19 protein-coding genes and 1 pseudogene are annotated in these 18,647 nt (G+C 43.2%); 4 read left to right on the forward strand and 16 right to left on the reverse strand.

What is annotated here, in order from left to right; genetic code table 11:
• Positions 1-183: 183 nt before the first annotated feature.
• The 7 genes from parC to AM506_RS08325 form a co-directional block, all read right to left on the reverse strand.
• On the reverse strand, positions 184-2,622 hold the full coding sequence (gene parC, locus AM506_RS08295) for a DNA topoisomerase IV subunit A (protein ID WP_060672026.1): 2,439 nt from the start codon (positions 2,620-2,622) through the stop codon (positions 184-186).
• 3 nt (positions 2,623-2,625) lie between these two features.
• Positions 2,626-4,596 (reverse strand): DNA topoisomerase IV subunit B, encoded by a 1,971-nt coding sequence (gene parE, locus AM506_RS08300; protein ID WP_327205526.1) that lies wholly within the window; start codon positions 4,594-4,596, stop codon positions 2,626-2,628.
• Positions 4,597-4,886: 290 nt separating this feature from the next.
• Positions 4,887-5,294, reverse strand: coding sequence for a CoA-binding protein (locus AM506_RS08305; RefSeq protein ID WP_060672028.1), 408 nt, complete (start codon positions 5,292-5,294; stop codon positions 4,887-4,889).
• Positions 5,295-5,492: 198 nt separating this feature from the next.
• The gene (locus AM506_RS08310) at positions 5,493-6,392 is read right to left on the reverse strand and encodes an ABC transporter substrate-binding protein (protein WP_060672029.1); all 900 of its coding nucleotides are present in this window, start codon (positions 6,390-6,392) and stop codon (positions 5,493-5,495) included.
• Positions 6,393-6,417: 25 nt separating this feature from the next.
• Positions 6,418-7,074 (reverse strand): ABC transporter permease, encoded by a 657-nt coding sequence (locus AM506_RS08315; protein WP_235576078.1) that lies wholly within the window; start codon positions 7,072-7,074, stop codon positions 6,418-6,420.
• Complete coding sequence (locus AM506_RS08320) at positions 7,071-8,054, reverse strand: ABC transporter ATP-binding protein (RefSeq protein WP_060672030.1); 984 nt, start codon at positions 8,052-8,054, stop codon at positions 7,071-7,073. The genes AM506_RS08315 and AM506_RS08320 overlap by 4 nt, the downstream gene beginning before the upstream one ends.
• A gap of 173 nt (positions 8,055-8,227) precedes the next feature.
• On the reverse strand, positions 8,228-9,508 hold the full coding sequence (locus AM506_RS08325; protein ID WP_060672031.1) for a purine/pyrimidine permease: 1,281 nt from the start codon (positions 9,506-9,508) through the stop codon (positions 8,228-8,230).
• 202 nt (positions 9,509-9,710) lie between these two features.
• Here AM506_RS08325 and plsY point away from each other — a divergent pair, with 202 nt between their 5' ends.
• Positions 9,711-10,292, forward strand: a complete 582-nt coding sequence (gene plsY, locus AM506_RS08330; RefSeq protein WP_060672032.1) for a glycerol-3-phosphate 1-O-acyltransferase PlsY — start codon at positions 9,711-9,713, stop codon at positions 10,290-10,292.
• 227 nt (positions 10,293-10,519) lie between these two features.
• A complete protein-coding gene (locus AM506_RS08335; RefSeq protein ID WP_060672033.1) occupies positions 10,520-11,677 on the forward strand; it encodes a CapA family protein in 1,158 nt (385 codons plus the stop codon).
• A 65-nt stretch (positions 11,678-11,742) separates the two neighbouring features.
• On the opposite strand, the gene AM506_RS08340 is transcribed toward AM506_RS08335, so the two are convergent.
• Positions 11,743-12,003 carry a hypothetical protein gene (locus tag AM506_RS08340; RefSeq protein WP_060672034.1) on the reverse strand — a complete coding sequence of 87 codons (261 nt, stop codon included), beginning with the start codon at positions 12,001-12,003 and terminating at the stop codon, positions 11,743-11,745.
• 122 nt (positions 12,004-12,125) lie between these two features.
• On the opposite strand from AM506_RS08340, the gene AM506_RS08345 reads away from it, so the two are divergent.
• Entirely contained in the window at positions 12,126-12,416 is a 291-nt protein-coding gene (locus tag AM506_RS08345; protein WP_060672035.1) for a HesB/YadR/YfhF family protein, read from the forward strand.
• 47 nt (positions 12,417-12,463) lie between these two features.
• Here AM506_RS08345 and AM506_RS08350 read toward each other — a convergent pair whose 3' ends face one another.
• The 7 genes from AM506_RS08350 to acnA form a co-directional block, all read right to left on the reverse strand.
• Positions 12,464-12,769: a hypothetical protein gene (locus AM506_RS08350; protein ID WP_060672036.1), complete on the reverse strand. Its 306-nt coding sequence runs from the start codon at positions 12,767-12,769 to the stop codon at positions 12,464-12,466.
• Positions 12,770-12,831: 62 nt separating this feature from the next.
• Positions 12,832-13,248: an acyl-CoA thioesterase gene (locus AM506_RS08355; protein WP_060672037.1), complete on the reverse strand. Its 417-nt coding sequence runs from the start codon at positions 13,246-13,248 to the stop codon at positions 12,832-12,834.
• A gap of 200 nt (positions 13,249-13,448) precedes the next feature.
• Entirely contained in the window at positions 13,449-13,676 is a 228-nt protein-coding gene (tlp, locus tag AM506_RS08360; protein WP_060672038.1) for a small acid-soluble spore protein Tlp, read from the reverse strand.
• Between the two features lie 76 nt (positions 13,677-13,752).
• The gene (locus tag AM506_RS08365; protein ID WP_034759295.1) at positions 13,753-13,896 is read right to left on the reverse strand and encodes an acid-soluble spore protein N; all 144 of its coding nucleotides are present in this window, start codon (positions 13,894-13,896) and stop codon (positions 13,753-13,755) included.
• Positions 13,897-14,000: 104 nt separating this feature from the next.
• Complete coding sequence (locus tag AM506_RS22045) at positions 14,001-14,147, reverse strand: FbpB family small basic protein (protein ID WP_082386280.1); 147 nt, start codon at positions 14,145-14,147, stop codon at positions 14,001-14,003.
• Positions 14,148-14,291: 144 nt separating this feature from the next.
• Complete coding sequence (locus AM506_RS08370) at positions 14,292-14,879, reverse strand: peroxiredoxin family protein (protein WP_060672039.1); 588 nt, start codon at positions 14,877-14,879, stop codon at positions 14,292-14,294.
• Positions 14,880-15,023: 144 nt separating this feature from the next.
• Positions 15,024-17,735, reverse strand: coding sequence for an aconitate hydratase AcnA (acnA, locus tag AM506_RS08375; protein ID WP_060672040.1), 2,712 nt, complete (start codon positions 17,733-17,735; stop codon positions 15,024-15,026).
• Between the two features lie 320 nt (positions 17,736-18,055).
• On the opposite strand from acnA, the pseudogene sspO reads away from it, so the two are divergent.
• Positions 18,056-18,205, forward strand: a pseudogene (sspO, locus tag AM506_RS22050) (small acid-soluble spore protein O).
• A gap of 173 nt (positions 18,206-18,378) precedes the next feature.
• Here sspO and AM506_RS08380 read toward each other — a convergent pair.
• Positions 18,379-18,636: a hypothetical protein gene (locus tag AM506_RS08380; protein WP_060672041.1), complete on the reverse strand. Its 258-nt coding sequence runs from the start codon at positions 18,634-18,636 to the stop codon at positions 18,379-18,381.
• Positions 18,637-18,647 lie beyond the last annotated feature (11 nt).

An 18,647-nucleotide genomic window follows, 5' to 3' on the forward strand; every position in this document is an offset into this window, starting at 1 on the left:
TAATCTATCAAAAAAAAGATTCACCTTCAACAGCTAGATTAATATTGGTGAAAGAATATGAATTGTAGTACAATCATCAGCCGGTATTGTACTACAATGATGAATGAATATACATTTATCATTCATCCGCACCTCTTTTATGGAAAAAACGACCAGAAGTGATTCTGGTCGTTTTGAGAATTTCTATTCTTTTCCTTCGGATGTCCGGGATTCTGCCCAGGTTTCGCAGACAGAACCGCTCTCCCCTTCGTCAATCACAAATGAACCATTTGAATAGCGATCATTTGGTCTAAAGTCTGAGACGTTTACTTCTTCTGCTTTTCCTTTTGTTGTTAACAGTCCTACTTTATCTGTATCTTTAACTACTTCTATGCTCACCACTCGATGAGGATTGGCTTTCAATTCCCTGAGCATGATGACACCGCGTTTAGCTCTTGACGTTTTTTCGAATTCAGCTAGTTTCATTTTCTTCACGGCCCCTCGCTGCGTAGCAAGGAAAATAAAGTCTTTCGCTGAGTCTCTTATCATCTTACCGGATACGACAAAGTCGTCCTCCTTAAGGTTGACCCCTTTTACTCCCGCTGCCCTTGGTCCGACGATGTTCACATCTTCTTCTGCGAACCACAGGCCGTAGCTTAAGTGGGTGGCAATGAATACATCATTCGAACCATCTGTTATATGGACATCCACGAGCTCATCGTCACCTTTAAGATTGATTCCTACAAGTGGACGGGAATAGCGTTGCGCTTTGTATTGAGGCAGCTCGGACCTCTTTATCATACCGTTCTTTGTGACAAACAGTAAGTAGTGCGCCGGGTCAAATTCTTTAATCGGAATCGCTTTGAGTACCTGTTCATCCCGGTCGATCGGAACGATATTCCCTACATGCTGACCGAGATCCTTCCATCTGATATCCGGAAGCTCATGGACAGGACAATAAATATAGTTCCCTTTGTTTGTAAATACGAGGAGTACATCTGTTGTATTCATTTCATATTGTCCCAGGAGCCTGTCTGTTTCTTTCATGGCGAGATCCTGGCCATTTGATGCAGAATAGGAACGAAGGCTGGTTCGTTTCATATACCCATCACGGGTCACGGTCACCATGACATCTTCACTGGCGATCAGGACTTCCAGGTTGATTTTGATTTCTTCGATCTTTTCCTCGATTTGAGTTCTTCTGGCGTCCGCAAATTGCTTTTTGATTGCCTTTAGTTCTTTTTTGATTACACTGTAAAGTTTGCTTTCACTTTCCAGTATTGCCGTAAGTTCTTCGATCGTTTTCGCCAATTCTTCCGCTTCTGCCTGTAGTGCAGTAATGTCCGTATTCGTCAAACGATAAAGCTGCAAGCTGACAATCGCTTCTGACTGAGCTTCCGTAAACTGGAACTTCTGAATTAAGTTATCCTTTGCATCACGTTTATCCTTCGAAGCACGGATGGTAGCAATCACCTGATCTAATATAGACAGTGCTTTCATAAGACCTTCAACGATATGCTGACGGTCCTTTGCTTTATTCAGATCATGCCTGGTCCGGTTGGTCACCACTTCTTTTTGGTGCTGTATGTATGCATCCAGCATTTCACGAAGTCCCATCAATTTAGGACGTCTGTTATGTATGGCAACCATATTGAAGTTATACGTGATTTGAAGATCACTGTTCTTATAGAGATAGTTTAAGACGCCTGACGCATCCGCATCCTTCTTCAGTTCAATGACGATGCGCATCCCATCGCGATCCGTTTCATCCCGGACTTCTGCAATCCCTTCCACTTTCCGGTCCACGCGGAATTCATCCATCTTTTTGACGAGATTTGCTTTATTGATTTCATAAGGGATTTCGGTTATGACGATCTGTTGTTTACTGCCACGGATGTTTTCAATATCTGCTTTCCCTCTTACGACAATCTTTCCTTTTCCGGTTTCATAGGCTTTCCGGATGCCATCCACACCTTGAATGATGCCCCCTGTCGGGAAGTCCGGGCCTTTTAAGACCGTCATAAGGTCATCGACCGAACACTCCGACTTGTCCATCCGCATGATGGCTGCATCAATCACTTCACCGAGGTGATGAGGCGGGATATCGGTTGCATAACCTGCCGAAATACCGGTGGAGCCGTTGACGAGTAAGTTCGGGAATCGTGACGGCAATACAGTCGGTTCACTTGATGTGTCATCGAAGTTCGGAACAAACTCCACGGTTTTTTTATCGATATCACGAAGGAGTTCCATGGATATCGCAGAAAGACGGGCTTCGGTATAACGCATGGCTGCAGGCGGATCTCCGTCGACGCTTCCGTTGTTGCCGTGCATTTCAACCAGGTAGTTGCGGACCTTCCACGTTTGACTCATACGTACCATGGCATCATACACAGATGTATCACCATGGGGATGATAATTACCAATAACATTACCGACGGTTTTCGCTGATTTCCGGAACCCTTTTTCCTGAGTGTTGCCATCCACATACATGGCGTAAAGAATACGTCGTTGTACAGGTTTCAAACCATCACGTGCATCCGGTAATGCACGCTCCTGGATGATGTATTTACTATAACGTCCAAATCGGTCGCCAAGCACCTCTTCCAGAGGTAAATCTTGATATCTTTCTACAGTTGTCATCTATTACCCCTCCTCTGGCAACGTAATGTTTTCGTTTTCGAGAATGCTTCCGTCTTCTTCTAATCCAAAGGCTACATTGCTTTCAATCCATTTTCGGCGCGGTTCTACTTTGTCACCCATAAGAGTGGTCACCCGGCGTTCGGCTCGTGCAGCATCATCAATGCGTACCCGGATCAACGCGCGTGTTTCAGGATCCATCGTCGTTTCCCACAGTTGATCGGCGTTCATCTCTCCAAGACCTTTGTAACGCTGAATCATATATCCTTTCCCCACTTTGGAGATGGCCCCTTGAAGCTCATCATCGGTCCATGCATATTCAAGTTTCTGCTTCTTCCCAGTCCCCTTGCTCACTTTGTACAGGGGTGGAAGTGCAATATACACTTTCCCCGCTTCTAACAAGGGTTTCATATAGCGGTAAAAGAAGGTCAGTAAGAGAACCTGTATATGAGCTCCATCCGTGTCGGCGTCGGTCATGATGACAATTTTGTCATAATTGATGTCGTCCACATTAAATTCAGGACCGACTCCACCGCCTATGGCATGAATGATCGTATTGATCTCTTCGTTTTTGAATATATCCTGAAGTTTGGCTTTTTCCGTATTGATGACTTTACCCCGAAGTGGAAGAATCGCCTGGAATTTGCGGTCGCGGCCTTGTTTCGCAGAACCTCCTGCTGAATCTCCCTCCACCAGATATAGCTCGTTACGCTGGGGGTTTCTTGATTGAGCCGGTGTTAACTTCCCGGATAGGACGGTTTCAGAACGCTTACGCTTCTTTCCATTACGTGCATCTTCCCGTGCTTTACGTGCTGCTTCTCGGGCTTGGGCCGCTTTGATGGATTTCTTGATAAGAAGGGAACTCGTTTCAGGATTCTCTTCTAAGAAATAGAGAAGATGTTCAGAAACGACAGCATCAACGGCCGATCGTGCTTCGCTTGTCCCGAGTTTCCCTTTTGTTTGCCCTTCAAACTGAAGAAGGTGTTCCGGTATACGTACAGAAACGATACTCGCCAGTCCTTCACGAATATCGGTCCCTTCAAGATTTTTATCCCTGTCTTTTAGAATCCCTGCTTTACGGGCGTACTCATTAAAGACACGGGTCATGGCCGTCTTCGCTCCGGCTTCATGGGTTCCGCCGTCTTTTGTACGGACATTGTTTACAAAGGATAATATGTTCTCTGAAAATCCATCATTAAATTGAAAAGAAAATTCAACTTCAATCGTATGATGTTCCCCTTCAAAGAAGGCTACGTTATGAAGGACGTCTTTTTCTTCGTTCAAGTATTGTACGAAGGCCTGTATACCGCTTTCGAAGTGAAAGATTTCTTTTTGATCATGTCGTTCATCAATGATTTCAATCTTTAACCCTTTAAGCAGGAAGGCAGATTCTCTAAGACGCTCACAAAGAGTTTCATAATTATAGGTGATATTACTGAAAATTGCCGGATCGGGTTTGAAATGGATACATGTCCCTGATTTTTTTGTCTTACCAATCTTTTCGAGGGTGGTTGCGGGCTTACCACCATTGGTGAAACGCTGTTCATATTTCATGCCATCCCGTTCAATCGTGACGACAAGCCATTCGGACAGGGCGTTTACAACAGATGCTCCTACACCATGGAGTCCACCGCTTGTTTTATACCCTCCCTGGCCAAATTTCCCTCCTGCATGAAGAACCGTAAGGATGACTTCAGGAGTCGGTTTCCCGAGCTTATGCATTCCGGTCGGCATACCCCGGCCTTTATCTTGGACTGAAATGCTATTATCTTTATGTATCGTAACAATAATCTCTTTTCCAAAGCCTGATAATGCTTCATCAACTGAGTTATCGACAATTTCGTATACTAAATGATGCAACCCTCTTGAATCGGTAGAGCCTATATACATCCCAGGTCTCTTACGGACGGCTTCTAAGCCTTCTAATACTTGTATGGCATCATCATTGTAATCCATGGTCTTATTCTGGTTGGCCACGAACATTCCCCTTTCAAAACTTCTCTAACCGTAATAGTGTTGTTCTTGTAAGCTATTATTGGTTATGTCTCTATTAACTATAACACAAGAACGTTTGTTCGTTTACCTGTTTAGATCATTTGTTAAGGTAAACCACTATTGCTTATTGTAGCGTTTTATTTCATTTTCGCAAATGGAATTTCCGTGAACCTCTTAAAATATGCCCTGTTGTCCCCAGGATTATTCCAACTGTTTACGTGAGGTCTGTACGAAAAAAACAAGCGGTCAGAGCCGCTTGTTACGAGTGAGGATTATTTGGTTAAAGCATGTTCAACCTTAATACAGCGATCCATAATGACTGTATACCCACGTTCCTTTAGAAAGCGATAAGCCTCTTCATTCATTACACCAAGCTGCGCCCAAAATACGCTTGAATCGATCTGATCAAATTCTTCCGCAATTTGAGGTAAAAATTCTGAGCGGCGGAATACATTGACGATATCAACCGGTCCCTCTATCTCCTGCAGGGAGGATACAGCCTTTACTCCTAATGCCGACTCGATGGTAGGGTTTACAGGGATGATGTCATACCCCTGGTCCTGCATGGCCTTAGACACCATATAGGATGTCCGTTCAGGATTATCACTCAAACCAATCACTGCAATGCGTTTTGAATGTTTAAGAATGTTTCCGATTTCTTGTCGTGATGGATTTTCCATGGCTGTTTACCACTCCTTCAATGATCCTCGATAAAGTCTTGAACTGTTTCTTAAGTCCTATTCTTCTTTTATACCATATTTCCCTTTAATTTTTCAAAATTTCATAAAATTATCTAAATGAAAGGAAGTGTCAAAAGAAAAGTCAGGGAGCGTTCTTGCATTCCGCTGCCCCCCTTCCCGTTGACACTCCCTCCATACTTACTTTTTGATCAACCCTTTAGATATAAGGAATTCACGTGCGACATCTTTGGGATCTTCTTTATCCATATCGACTTTAGCATTCAATTCGCTCATTTCTTCTTCCGAGATTTTGCCTGCTAATTCATTCAACACTTTCTTTACTTCAGGATGCTCTTTCACTACTTCTTGACGAATGACCGGTGCAGCATCGTATGGTGGGAAGAATCCCTTGTCATCCTTTGTCGTTTTCAAATTGTAACGCTGGATCCGTCCATCTGTTGTAAAAGCAGGAATAATATCTACATCCCCGTTCTTAACGGCTTCATACATAATATTCGGGTCAAAGCTTTTCTTGTCTTTGAATTTGAATCCATAAGCTTCACTGAAGGCATCGTATCCGTCCCCTTCCCGTTCATAGAACTGGTGGGGTGCACCGAAGCTCAAGTCTTTGGATAGTGGCACAATGTCTGAAAAAGTCTTTGCATCAAAGTCCTGATCCTGGGTATAGGCAAGCGTATACGTATTTTCAAAGCCAAGTGGCTTCAACCAGGTGACATCGAACTTTTTCTCATAGCCTTTACGCACTTGTGAAAGGATTTCATCTGCTGAAGCCCCTTCTTTAGCTTGTTCTTTCAAGACCGCTTCAAGGCCTGTTCCTGTATATTCTACATAGACATCGATGTCGCCTTTTTCAAGAGCGGGTGTGAGGATGGATACTTCCCCCAATCCTTCCTCGACTTTTACATCAAGGTCTGTCTTTTCTTTTAGAAGTTCAGCCATCATTTGTGTAAGGATGAATTGCTCCGTCCACATCTTTCCTGAAACGGTTATGGTATCTTTATCCCCGCCATTTCCGCAACCTGCGATCAGGATGGATAATACAGTGAGTATGATAAAACCTTGTAATTTCTTTTTCATTCTTACTCTCCTTTGGATTTTACTTTTATTTTCTTGCTTTCAGCCCTTTAGGTGTGGTCAGTTTCTCCAGGATCTTTAATAAGAAATCAAAACTTAATGCGAGTAGTGCTGCGGGAATGGCCCCGGCAAGGACCAGGGCATTATTCCATGTGGATAATCCCCGGTAGATGAGATCACCAAGTCCTCCTGCTCCTACAAAGGTGGCAAGTGTGGCCACACCTACTGTCAGCACTGTAGCGGTCCGGATCCCCGCCATGATGAACGGCAGGGCCAGCGGCAGCTCCACTTTGAATAATAGCTGTGAGTTGGTCATTCCCATACCCCTTCCCGCTTCGATAACGCCTTCATCCACTCCGATTATACCTGTGTAAGTGTTCCTTAGGATCGGAAGAAGTGCGTATACCGTCAGGGCAATGATAGCCGTAATGCTGCCTGTACCCAAAAGGGGAATAAGAAATCCGAATAGGGCCAGACTTGGTATCGTTTGAAAGACGGCTGTGATCCCGATGAAAAATTCGGCCGATTGCTTCTTTCGTGATATGTATATACCTAATGGCAGGGAAATCGCAATCGCAATGAAAATGGATACAAAAGATAAATAAAGATGTTCAAATAATCCCGTTAAGATGGCATCGGACCGGTTTGAGATGGTTTGGATGAACATGATGGAAAATGTATTCATACAGAACTCGCCTCCTTATCCCCTTCTGAGGCTACCGTCTTAAGGATATCACTTGATGTGACGATCCCGATCTTCCTGTCGTCTTTCGTCACCATAAGGTAAGGTTTGCCCGATGACAGGAGCATGCTTGCCGCTGCGTGGATGGATGCATCAAATGGTATCAATGAGTATTCCTGTTCTTCAAGCAGGAGGTGAAAATCGTTCCCGTCATCCCTCATGATGTCTGCTACCTGCTTGGGGCGCGTATGAACAGTCAGTCGATTTTCACCGATGAAGGCACGGACAAATTCATTGGCGGGTTCTGATAGAAGGTCAGCAGGTGCTGCAATCTGTTCGATTTCACCGTCACGCATCACTGCGATCACATCCGCGATCTTTAATGCTTCATCAATGTCATGAGTGACAAACACAATGGTCTTATGTATCGAATTTTGGATACTTTTCAGTTCATCCTGAAGCTGTTCCCTGCTGATCGGGTCAAGGGCGCTGAACGGTTCGTCCATCAGGATGATCGGTGGTTCCGCTGCAAGGGCACGTATCACCCCGACCCGTTGCTGCTGTCCGCCGCTCAATTCGAGTGGATACCTTTTCTTGTATACGTCCGGTTCCAGTCCGACAAGATTAAGAAGCTCATCGACCCGTCCCTCATATTTTTCCTTTTTCCATCCTTTTAGACGGGGAATGAGACTGATGTTTTCTTCAATCGTCATATGAGGGAGAAGCCCGATCCGCTGAATGACATATCCGATGTTTCGCCTGAGCTCCACTTCATCCGTTTCGGAAATGTCTTTGCCATCAATCAGGATGGTTCCCCCTGATGGAGCGATTAGTTTATTGATCATCTTCATCGTTGTCGTTTTCCCGCATCCGCTGGGACCGATCAAGGCAACAAGCTTTCCTTTTGGGATCGTTAGGTTGATACCCTTTATGGCTTCTGTCCCGTCTTCGTAGACTTTCGTTACATTTTGGAATTCAATCATTTTTACACCTGCTTTATGTACTGAGAAATTTTACTAAACATAGAAGGGATACCCTCATTATACAAAAGGTAAACATGTTGTAAAAGAAAATGCCTTTGTTGCCTTAGTTTATGATGAATGAGGGGTGGGCATACAGTTTACTTCCTTTTTCGACAGATAAAAAGACCAGCACACTACTGGTTGCTGGTCTTTTTGATTATATACTGTTCCACTATGATTGCTGTTATCGTTCCCAGTATCAATCCATTATTCAAAATCGAAGCAACGACGACCGGCATGTCCTTAAAGGCAGCGGCAGGAACAAACATGGCTCCGACCCCGACAATGAGGGAGATCCCCGCAACAAAGTGAATTCTTTCTACGTCTTCCTCTTTACGATATTCGGATAGTGCGAGTCCGACCATTTTGATGAAGATGACCGTCGTCACTGCATACCCGACAGGCGCAGGAAGACTTGCGAATAGATTCATGATTTTTGGGATCAGGCTGATGATCATGATGATCACGCTGCCTATGATAAACGGGATGATGGAATACATTCCTGTGGCAGCAACAAACCCTGCAGAGCCTGAAATGGGTACTGAGCCAATGGCAGAAAACACTCCCCCGAACAACTGATTCAGTCCTGAGGCGAAGCCGCTCTTCGTATACCGTTCATACGTAGGCTCACCTTTTGCTCTCATCACTTCTTCCATCACCCGTATGGAAGCGATCATGTTGGTCGTTAACAGGAAAGTGATGAATATGGAGGTCACGATGACTCCCGTATCAAACACGGGTGCTCCGAATACGAATACATGAGGTAAAGAAAACCAGCTGTTTGAAACGGAAGTACTCTCAGAAAGCCCCATGATGATGAATATGAGCCATCCGGCGAGCAGGGCAAGGATGATGGAATATTGCTGAATCCACTTAACCTTATGGCTTGAAAAGTATAATGCTGCAAGGATCGTCAGAATACTCCCCAGCAGGACAAGCGGCTCCATGGATTGTCCTTCATGCTGGATTCCGAACATCCCTTTAATAAAGGATCCGCTTAATTGCAGAATTAACAGCATCAAATAAATGAACGTGATGGTTGGCGTGAATAAAGAAGATAACTTCTTTAGGAGCCCTGTGGAAGACAAAATGAAAAAAATCACTCCACTGACAATCATGCCTCCCTGTAGTACGGAAAGGACTTCTTCGTGACTGCTATAAAGAGTTCCGGAAAACCCTGCATAAATGGCAAAAACGCCCCACCACAGTCCTGCCGGTCCTTCATTGATCGGAAGTTTATGACCAAACAGGGCTTGGATAAGACTCGCCACCCCCAAAACGAATATCGTCCGCTGAATGAAACCGGCTGTATCAGCCGGGGACAACTGGAACAAGTCTGCAATCGCAATGGGTGCGGCAATGGATCCTGCCACCATGAAGGCCACCCATTGAAAAGCTGCTAAAAGTATTTGCATTTGTGTACACCTTCATTTCAACTATGTAAAGTGTGTTCATTTTAACATATTTCATTCACCAGAGGACGGAGAAGGTGGAATTTCATGTTATAATATCTACTTTTATGAACAGGTACTAATTTTTTCGCTTATTTTCTCCCCATTAGAGGGAAAACATGTTAAAATAAAGAACGGATTAGTTATTTTCAAAGGAGCAGTGATGATGATTTTTGCCCTTATACTCATACTTTCTTATTTACTGGGTTCCATTCCATCAGGTTTACTGATCGGTAAGACGTTTTACGGTAAAGATATCCGTGAACATGGGAGCGGAAACCTCGGGGGAACGAACACGTTCAGAACCCTTGGTGTGAAAGCCGGAATGATTGTGACGATCATGGATATTCTAAAAGGAACCGTGGCTACCTTGCTGCCTTTGTTGTTTGCTAGTGACGTTCATATGCTGCTTGCAGGGGTATTTGCCGTAATCGGTCATATGTATCCCGTTTTCGCAAACTTCAGGGGAGGAAAGGCAGTGGCAACCTCAGCTGGTGTCCTTCTGGGGTACAATTACATCTTATTCTTAATTTTACTGGCTGTCTTTTTTATTTGCCTGTACGCAACGAAGTATGTGTCCCTTTCTTCTATGATTGCAGCGGTACTTGCCTTTATCTACTCGATCTTCACCAGGGATATTCCACTCATCATTGTAGTTGGCATTCTGACTATTTTTGTCATTTACAGACACAGAGCTAATATTGTCCGGATCAAAAATAAAACAGAACCCAAAATTAAATGGCTTTAGTGTAAAAGCGACCTATGCACTTGGTACCCGACTCTGGGATACCTTCGCATAAGTGGCTTTTTTTATTGGACGCATCCGGGTATAGGGCTTCTTTCATTTGAGAAAGATGATGGATATAAAACATGGTCCGATAAAATGATAATATTCTTCAGAATTCTCTAAATTTCTCCCCGTTTCTGCTTCTTTTTTTGTAAAATGGAAGTAGTGCATAATAAAGGATGATGAATATGATTAATAAGCGAATAATAACAGGGATCATTCTCTGTACCCCGTTCCTATTGGTGATAGGATTTTTACTAAACAGGCAGTATGACGACTGGAACACCTCTTCCAAAGGAGTTGAACTAAATTCTCTCCTCCATACGACCAGGGAGGTGCAGGCATCGGGCAAATCGATCAAAGCCAGTGCCTCCATTGCTGCAATCGGGGATATCCTCATTCATGATACCGTTTATAACGATGCAAAAAACCAAAATGGATATGATTTTACACCAATGTTCTCTCCCGTGAAGGATATGCTTTCTGCACCCGATTTTCTGATTGCCAACCAGGAATCAACCCCGGGTGGTGTGGAGCTGGGCGTTTCGAGCTATCCTCTATTCAACAGTCCGCAAGACGTGGTTAAAACACTGCAGGAGGTTGGAGTGGATGCGGTGACGACTGCCAATAATCATTCGTTGGATCAGGGCGAGGAAGGTCTGTTGAATGCCATTGATTATTATGGGAAGATTTCCATGCCGTATGTAGGGGCATTTCAAAGCCGGGAAGACCAAAGCCGGATCCGTACCTTTAATGTGAATGGAATCGAATTTGCCCTTCTTTCTTATACCTATGGTACAAATGGAATTCCTGTCCCTGAAGGAAAAGAGTATTTAGTTAATGTAATAGATGAACAAAAAATGATCAGGGAAATCCAGAAAGCCAAAAATATGGACGTTGATTTGGTGATCATGAGCCTACATTGGGGAAATGAATATCAGCGTTTTCCTACTGAGGAACAGCAGAGACTTGCAAAGGTGTTGACGAATAATGGGGTCGACATCATTTTCGGACATCATCCACATGTCCTGCAGCCGATTCAGACCTACAAAACGAGTGATGGACGGGAAGCCGTTGTCATTTATTCACTTGGGAATTTCCTTTCCGGTCAGAAGGATGATTTCAAGGATATCGGTGGCATGGTTACGGTTCAGGTCGAAAAAACGATGAATCCGGCAGGTTCCAAAATCAGCTTCCCAACCATTGGATTTCAGCCGACTTTTGTCTCTGAGAATCATTACAAAAACTATCGGATCTACCCTCTCGATTTTGCCAGTAAGAATGGCATGATTGCATACACGGAAGAAGAGATGGTTTCCCATATGGTGAACGGGGTACCGGAATAGATAGCATGGTTATCGTAGAACCTACATTAAAAGAACGAGCTTCCTAATAAGGAAAGCTCGTTCTTTTAATGTCCCCCGAATATCATTGAATTGAAGAATATGCCTGCTAGAGCTACAATAGCCAAAAAGGTATTGGCCAACAAGAACGTTTTACGGGTTCCCTTAAAATATAGAGTGACCATTCCATAATATATCACTGCTGCTATTACAATGAAGCTCCCTGCTTCGATCTGGTATTTGGCTTCATGCAATTGTAATAGAGTCAATATACTTAACCCGGCAAAGATGAAGGCACCTATGTAATATAATAATACTTGCGTTTTCATCACTCTCACCCTTTATGCGTATTAGTAGATGTTCAGACTTCACTATGTATATAATATGAAATGAAACTTTCTTTGTCCAGAATCACTCTGGAAAATACCAAGTAGAGAAAGGAGTCTCACCAATGAACATACATATTTCAGAAAAAGCTCTAACGTGGTTTAAAGACGAAATGCTTGTAGAGGAAGGTGAACAAGTTCGTTTTTATGTGCGGTACGGAGGTTCCAGTCCTTTGCACGATGGTTTTTCATTAGGAGTGAACAAAGACGAACCGGTCGATGCTGGTGAACGGATCGAAATCGACAAACGGGAATTTTTTATTGAAGAGGGAGATTTATGGTTCTTTGATGGTCATGATTTATTTGTTGAGTTTGATGAAAAGCTTCAGGAACCATCATATGAGTACAAGAAATAATGATTTCAGGCTGGCGTATGCCAGCCTTTCTACTTTTATGTTGCCCCTTACTTTCTTACAAAACGGGAAATATGCTCCTGAAGGCCTTCTTTCATCAGGATTTCATACTGGATATCCCCTAACAAATCAAAATGAGGAAAGCCGTCTTCCCTTTGATGGATCCATTCCTTTTTCAAGCCATACTTCTCTCCCCAACGGGATAGTGCATCAATGTTACAGCAGCCCACTTTCGTTACAGAGCGAACATCTGGAAAGCGGTCATCCAGCCAGTAGTGGGTGAGGAAGGCGATCTGCCCATTCCTCACCTTCTGTTTCCACCCGTTTAGCTCTTGTTTGGTTAATCCGAATGCCATGAGCCTCTTCCTTTCCAATCCCCTTTTTAAAAAAAGTTCTCGGGAAAACCCCTATGTAAGGATTATTTTTTTGCCTTCTCATAGGCATTGTGCCAATCGGGAAACATCTTTCGGATTGAAATCGGACGGAAGTTCTCTTGCTTGACGCACACATGTTTCGACTGCCCGGTAATGGCCAACTGGTTCTGGCCGTTATAAATTTCGTAAGCATATGTAATCCGGAGTCCATCATATTCTTCAACCCATGTTTTAATAAATGCTTTTTCGCCGTAGCGAACAGGTGATTTATAGCTTACATTCAGGTCAATGACCGGGGAAAGAATTCCTTCTTTTTCGATATCAGCATATCTGAAGCCAAGATCTTCTATTAATTGTGTACGACCAAGCTCCATCCAAACCAAGTAGTTTGCATGATAAACTACCCCCATTTGATCTGTCTCTGCGTAACGCACTTCAATCGTTTTTTCTGCAATTTGCATCCCTTACACCCTCTTCATCTTATCAGTATCCTCTCCCATCTTATCATACAAGCATCAGGCATAGAATTAATCGGCTTGAACTGACACTAGTTAGGATTTCTTCCTTAGAGAGAGGATAAAGGTCCCCTTAACATCATGACCCGAACAGAAAGGCTTATATTTAAGAACCTTTTTGTCCGGGTCATTGAATTCATTAGCCTTTATTGCTTTGTCTGGTTCGCTTCATCTTTTATTTCATTGCGGAAAGCCTGTAGACTCTCCCGACGGCGTTCATTCTTTGCCTGGATGGACTGAAGCTGCTCTTCACTGTCCGTGCACGCCATCGACTCCTCGGCCCGGTCCATATTCTCAATCGTATGTTGAACCATACCTTGAAGCTTCTCTACATTATCACTGCGATCATCCGGATTCGGTTTATCCCATGCCATCCTGCATTCCTCCTGTGTCAATAATTTGAGGGACGGAACTCTCTGGCCGGTCCCTCATCAGACGGTTAGTGAAAAATTATTCACCTTTGGTTTGGATCACTTGAGCGTGCTTGCCTGATTTATCCTGCATTTGTTTCCCTTTGTTGCCTCCTGCGGATCTCGATTGTGTCCCGATATGGTTTGGTGCGAAGTGATTCGGACTTCCCTTTGAGTTACTCATAAATATCCCCCCTTACTAGTATGATTACCAATATGACAAGGAAGAATAGGCGTAATAATTGGCAGTAATATTTTCAGGGCAAAAAAAATAAGCCTCGTAATTTCTTACTCGGCTTTACTTACTGGACGTTTTATTTCAAGTCTTGCATCAATTCGCTCTTCTATTTCGTCAATGGCATCTTGATCCAACAGAAGCTGTTGTTTGTTTTCTTTCACCAGGTCTGCAAATGATTTTTTCCGTGGTCTCCGCAATTTAATCCCCTCGCTCTCTATTGTGATTTGTATAAATAGTATATCCAAATGTCAGATATTTTAAACAAAGGTCACAATTGAAGAGGGGGAGTGATTTGGGACTGTCATGAGATATGCAGATCTCTTTTCTTTGAGGTCCGTCCCTCACTTAACCAGTGTCTTGAGGGAATCCAAATTGGTGATCGCTCCTATTTGTTTGTGGGTGATGATGCCTTGTTCGTTGATGACGAATGTGGTGGGGACGGTGAGGATGTCATAGGCGTTATTTATTTTGTCGTCAGTGTCCAATAGGATCGGGAATGAGAGTCCCAGTGATTTTTGGTATTCCTTGACGTTGTACTGTGGATCGATGTTGATGGCGAGTACTTCTACATCTTTCCCGTATTTCGTGTAAAACTCCTGCATGACAGGCATTTCTTCTTTGCAGGGAGGGCACCACGTAGCCCAGAAGTTTACTATCACTTTCTTTCCTTTTAGTTCAGATAATGTAATGGATTTGCCATCGAGGGTATCTAGTTTAAAATCAATGGCCCGGTCACCGACATTCGGTCCGGGTAAATTCTCCACCGGAGTGGCTTCAGAGACCTCCCCTTCTTCTATATCGATTAATTGGTCGTAAGCATCGGCTTGTTGAAATGCGCTCTCCGAAAAGGAAGATGGATCGGATTGATTCTCCATATAGAATGAAAAGACTAATAAGGTGACAAGTAAAACGCCAAATACGGATTTCAAAGGAGTGCTCTCCTCTCAAAGGAAATGATTTTACTATCATCATATGTAGGCTTGTCTCTCTTTAGTCATGGATTTTTTCGAATTTCATTTAGGAGGAATTATTAAGAAAGCCCCGGGGAAATCCCCCGGGGCTTTGATCATATATTAGGCTTTTAATTTATTACGAAGAACCATTTGTAGGATACCGCCATGACGATAGTAGTCTACTTCTACATCGGAATCAAAACGTGCCAGTACTTCGAATTCAGTAGTAGAACCGTCTTCAGCCACAGCTGTCACTGTTAGGATATCACGAGGCTTTACATCGTTTGTTACGTTAACAGAAATCGTTTCTCTACCAGTCAATCCTAATGACTCAGCGCTGTCGCCCTTCTTGAATTGAAGTGGAAGAACTCCCATCATCACAAGGTTCGAACGGTGGATACGCTCATAGCTTTCAGCGATGACAGTCTTGATACCAAGCAGGTTTGTTCCTTTTGCTGCCCAGTCACGGGAAGATCCCATACCGTAATCTTTTCCTGCAAGAACAACCAATCCAGTTCCATCTTGTTGATACTTCATGCATGCATCATACATTGGCATCACTTTATCTTCTGGCCAGTAAGTGGTGAATCCACCTTCAGTACCAGGAGCAATTTGGTTACGGATACGGATATTTGCAAATGTACCGCGCATCATCACTTCATGGTTACCGCGACGGGAACCGTAAGAGTTAAAGTCACGTGGCTCAACGTTATTCGCACGAAGATATTTACCTGCCGGTGTATCTTTACCGATTGCACCTGCTGGTGAAATATGGTCCGTCGTGACGGAATCTCCAAATTTACCGACAACGCGAAGTCCGTTCAAGCCTTGGATGTCTTCAGGTGTTGTCGCAAGTCCTGTAAAGAACGTTGGATTTTGGATGTAAGTCGAATTTTCATCGAAGCTGTAAAGTGGCTCGTTACTTGTTTTGATTTCATTCCAGCGCTCGTTTTCAGAGAAAACGTGCTCATATTCTCTACGGAATAATTCAGGAGTAACGGTTGATTTCACAGCATCCTTCACTTCATCCTGTGACGGCCAGATATCTTTGAAGAATACATCATTTCCATCTTTGTCCTTACCTAGAGAATCTTTTTGAAGATCGATGTCCACAGTACCTGCCAGTGCATAAGCAACAACAAGTGGTGGTGAAGCAAGGTAGTTTGCTTTCACAAGTGGATGGATACGGCCTTCAAAGTTACGGTTACCTGATAGGACGGATGTTAATAATAAATCTGCATCCGATACAGCCTTTTCGATTTCAGGGCGAAGAGGACCGGAGTTACCGATACAAGTCGTACAACCATATCCGACAAGGTTGAATCCGATATCTTCAAGATAAGATAAAAGACCTGAATCTCTCAAGTAACCAGTTACAACTTTAGAACCTGGTGCTAGAGATGTTTTGACATAATCAGGAACATTCATTCCAAGTTCCACTGCTTTTTTCGCAACTAAACCGGCACCTAACATAACATATGGATTTGATGTGTTTGTACAAGATGTGATGGCAGCGATTCCGATCGCACCAGTCGGCATCTCAACATCTTTACCATCTTCTGTTGTATATTTAGCCGTTTTGTTGATTTCAGATGCATCCAGACCAAAGCCTTGAACGCCTTCTTTAGCCGTGATGGACTTATGGAAAGCTTCTTTCATATCAGAAAGAGGAATTAAATCCTGTGGACGTTTTGGTCCTGAAAGATTTGGTTCCACTGCTGAAAGATCGATTTCCACTACATCTGTGTATGTTGGTTCTTCTTTTTCCGGAGTGAAGAACATTTCATTTTTCTTTAAATATTCTTCAACCATTTTGATATGTGTTTCGTCACGGCCAGTCAGACGCAGATAATCCAATGATTCTGAATCCACTGGGAAGAAGCCGCAAGTCGCGCCGTATTCAGGAGCCATGTTGGCAATCGTTGCGCGGTCGGCAAGTGGAAGAGTTGCTACACCTGTACCGAAGTACTCGACAAATTTCCCTACTACACCTTTTTGACGCAGTACTTGTGTTACTTTAAGGGCTAAGTCTGTAGCGGTAGCTCCATTAGGAAGCTCCCCTGTCATTTTGACCCCGATAACTTCAGGAATCGGGAAGTATGAAGGCTGACCAAGCATTCCAGCTTCTGCTTCAATACCGCCGACCCCCCATCCAAGTACACCGATACCGTTGATCATGGTCGTGTGAGAGTCAGTACCAACCAATGTATCAGGATATGCTTCAAAATCGCCTTCTGTTGTTTCAACAGCATGAACGACATTTGCTAAATATTCTAAGTTTACCTGGTGAACGATCCCTGTTGCCGGTGGCACAGCACGATAGTTTTCAAATGCTTTTTGAGCCCAGCTAAGGAACTGATAACGTTCAGCGTTTCGTTCAAATTCAAGGTCCATATTGGCCTGCAGTGCGTTAGCAGTACCATATTTATCAACCTGCACAGAGTGGTCGATTACAAGGTCAACCGGAATTTCAGGATTGATCTTTTGAGGATCTCCACCGATATCTGCCATTGCTTTACGTAGAGACGCTAAATCAACTACAGCCGGCACACCGGTGAAATCTTGAAGGATGACACGTGAAGGTTTGAAAGGAACTTCTGCATCCTTTACTTCAGTTGATCCCCAGTTTGCCAGGTTTTCAACATGGTCTTTGTTAATCACACGTCCGTCAAATTGACGAAGTACAGATTCCAAGAGTACCTTTACACTATAAGGTAAGCGGTTAATTTTTGTTACTCCTGCTTCTTCAAGCGCTTTTAAACGATAATAATGATAACGTTTTCCTTCTAGTTCGAAAGAAGATCGTGCATTAAATACATCGTTCTTTGCCATTTCGATTCCCCCTCTAAACTGCATCAAACAATAAGTCGAAAAGTTTTCGTTCTAAACGAACTTTTCTCACATTTACATCTTAATACAAGCGATTACATAAGTAAATAACAATAAAGTTATTGTTTTTGATAAGTTTTACTTATCTAAATGATTAAACCCCTTAAGGTTTCTAGAAAAAGATTGGTATAACAACATTTATGGCCTTGTCAAATCGTGTCAGCTCGTATAAAACATTATTTTGAAAAAATGAATCTGTTAGCGATTCCCTTTCATATATCGTCACAGATGGTGGCATTCTATCCTTATGGAGGTGTTCTACATTGGCAAAACGTAAAGCAAACCATGTAATAAATGGAATGAATGCAGCATAAGGACAAGGCCAGGGTGCCGGTTACAATGAAGAATATTCGAATGAACCATTGACTGCAGCACAACGTCAGTTCAATAAAAAAAGAAAAACAAATCAGTAAAAAGTAAAAGGGTGGCTATTCTGCAAAAAAATTTGTAGATATGGTCACCTTCCCTCCCTGGAACTATTTTCATCTATTTTCCCCTACCCTCTTCGTTCAAATATAAAACCCACCCTGCTTATTTTTCAGCAGGGTGGGTTTTATATTTACGCAAAGTCAAAACGTTGATTCCGTTATTGTTCATTCACTTCATTCACAATGGATGATAAGTCGGATTTGAATTGTTGAAGTTGTGCCCGTTGAGTATCCGATGCCACTTCAAGTGCATTTTCTATTTGTTGATAAGCCTCATTCACTTCATTTTTGAGATGAGCGAGTTGAGAGCCGTAGCTTGCTCCATCCAGTACCAGTTCGTTAATGGAATGCTGTACTTCCGTCACGCTTTGTTCAGCAGCTTGGAAGGCTTGTTGTTTATTTTTATTGTATGGCATTGATGATCTCT

Source organism: Rossellomorea vietnamensis, assembly GCF_001305855.1.
GTDB classification, from domain to species: Bacteria; Bacillota; Bacilli; order Bacillales; family Bacillaceae_B; genus Rossellomorea; species Rossellomorea vietnamensis_A.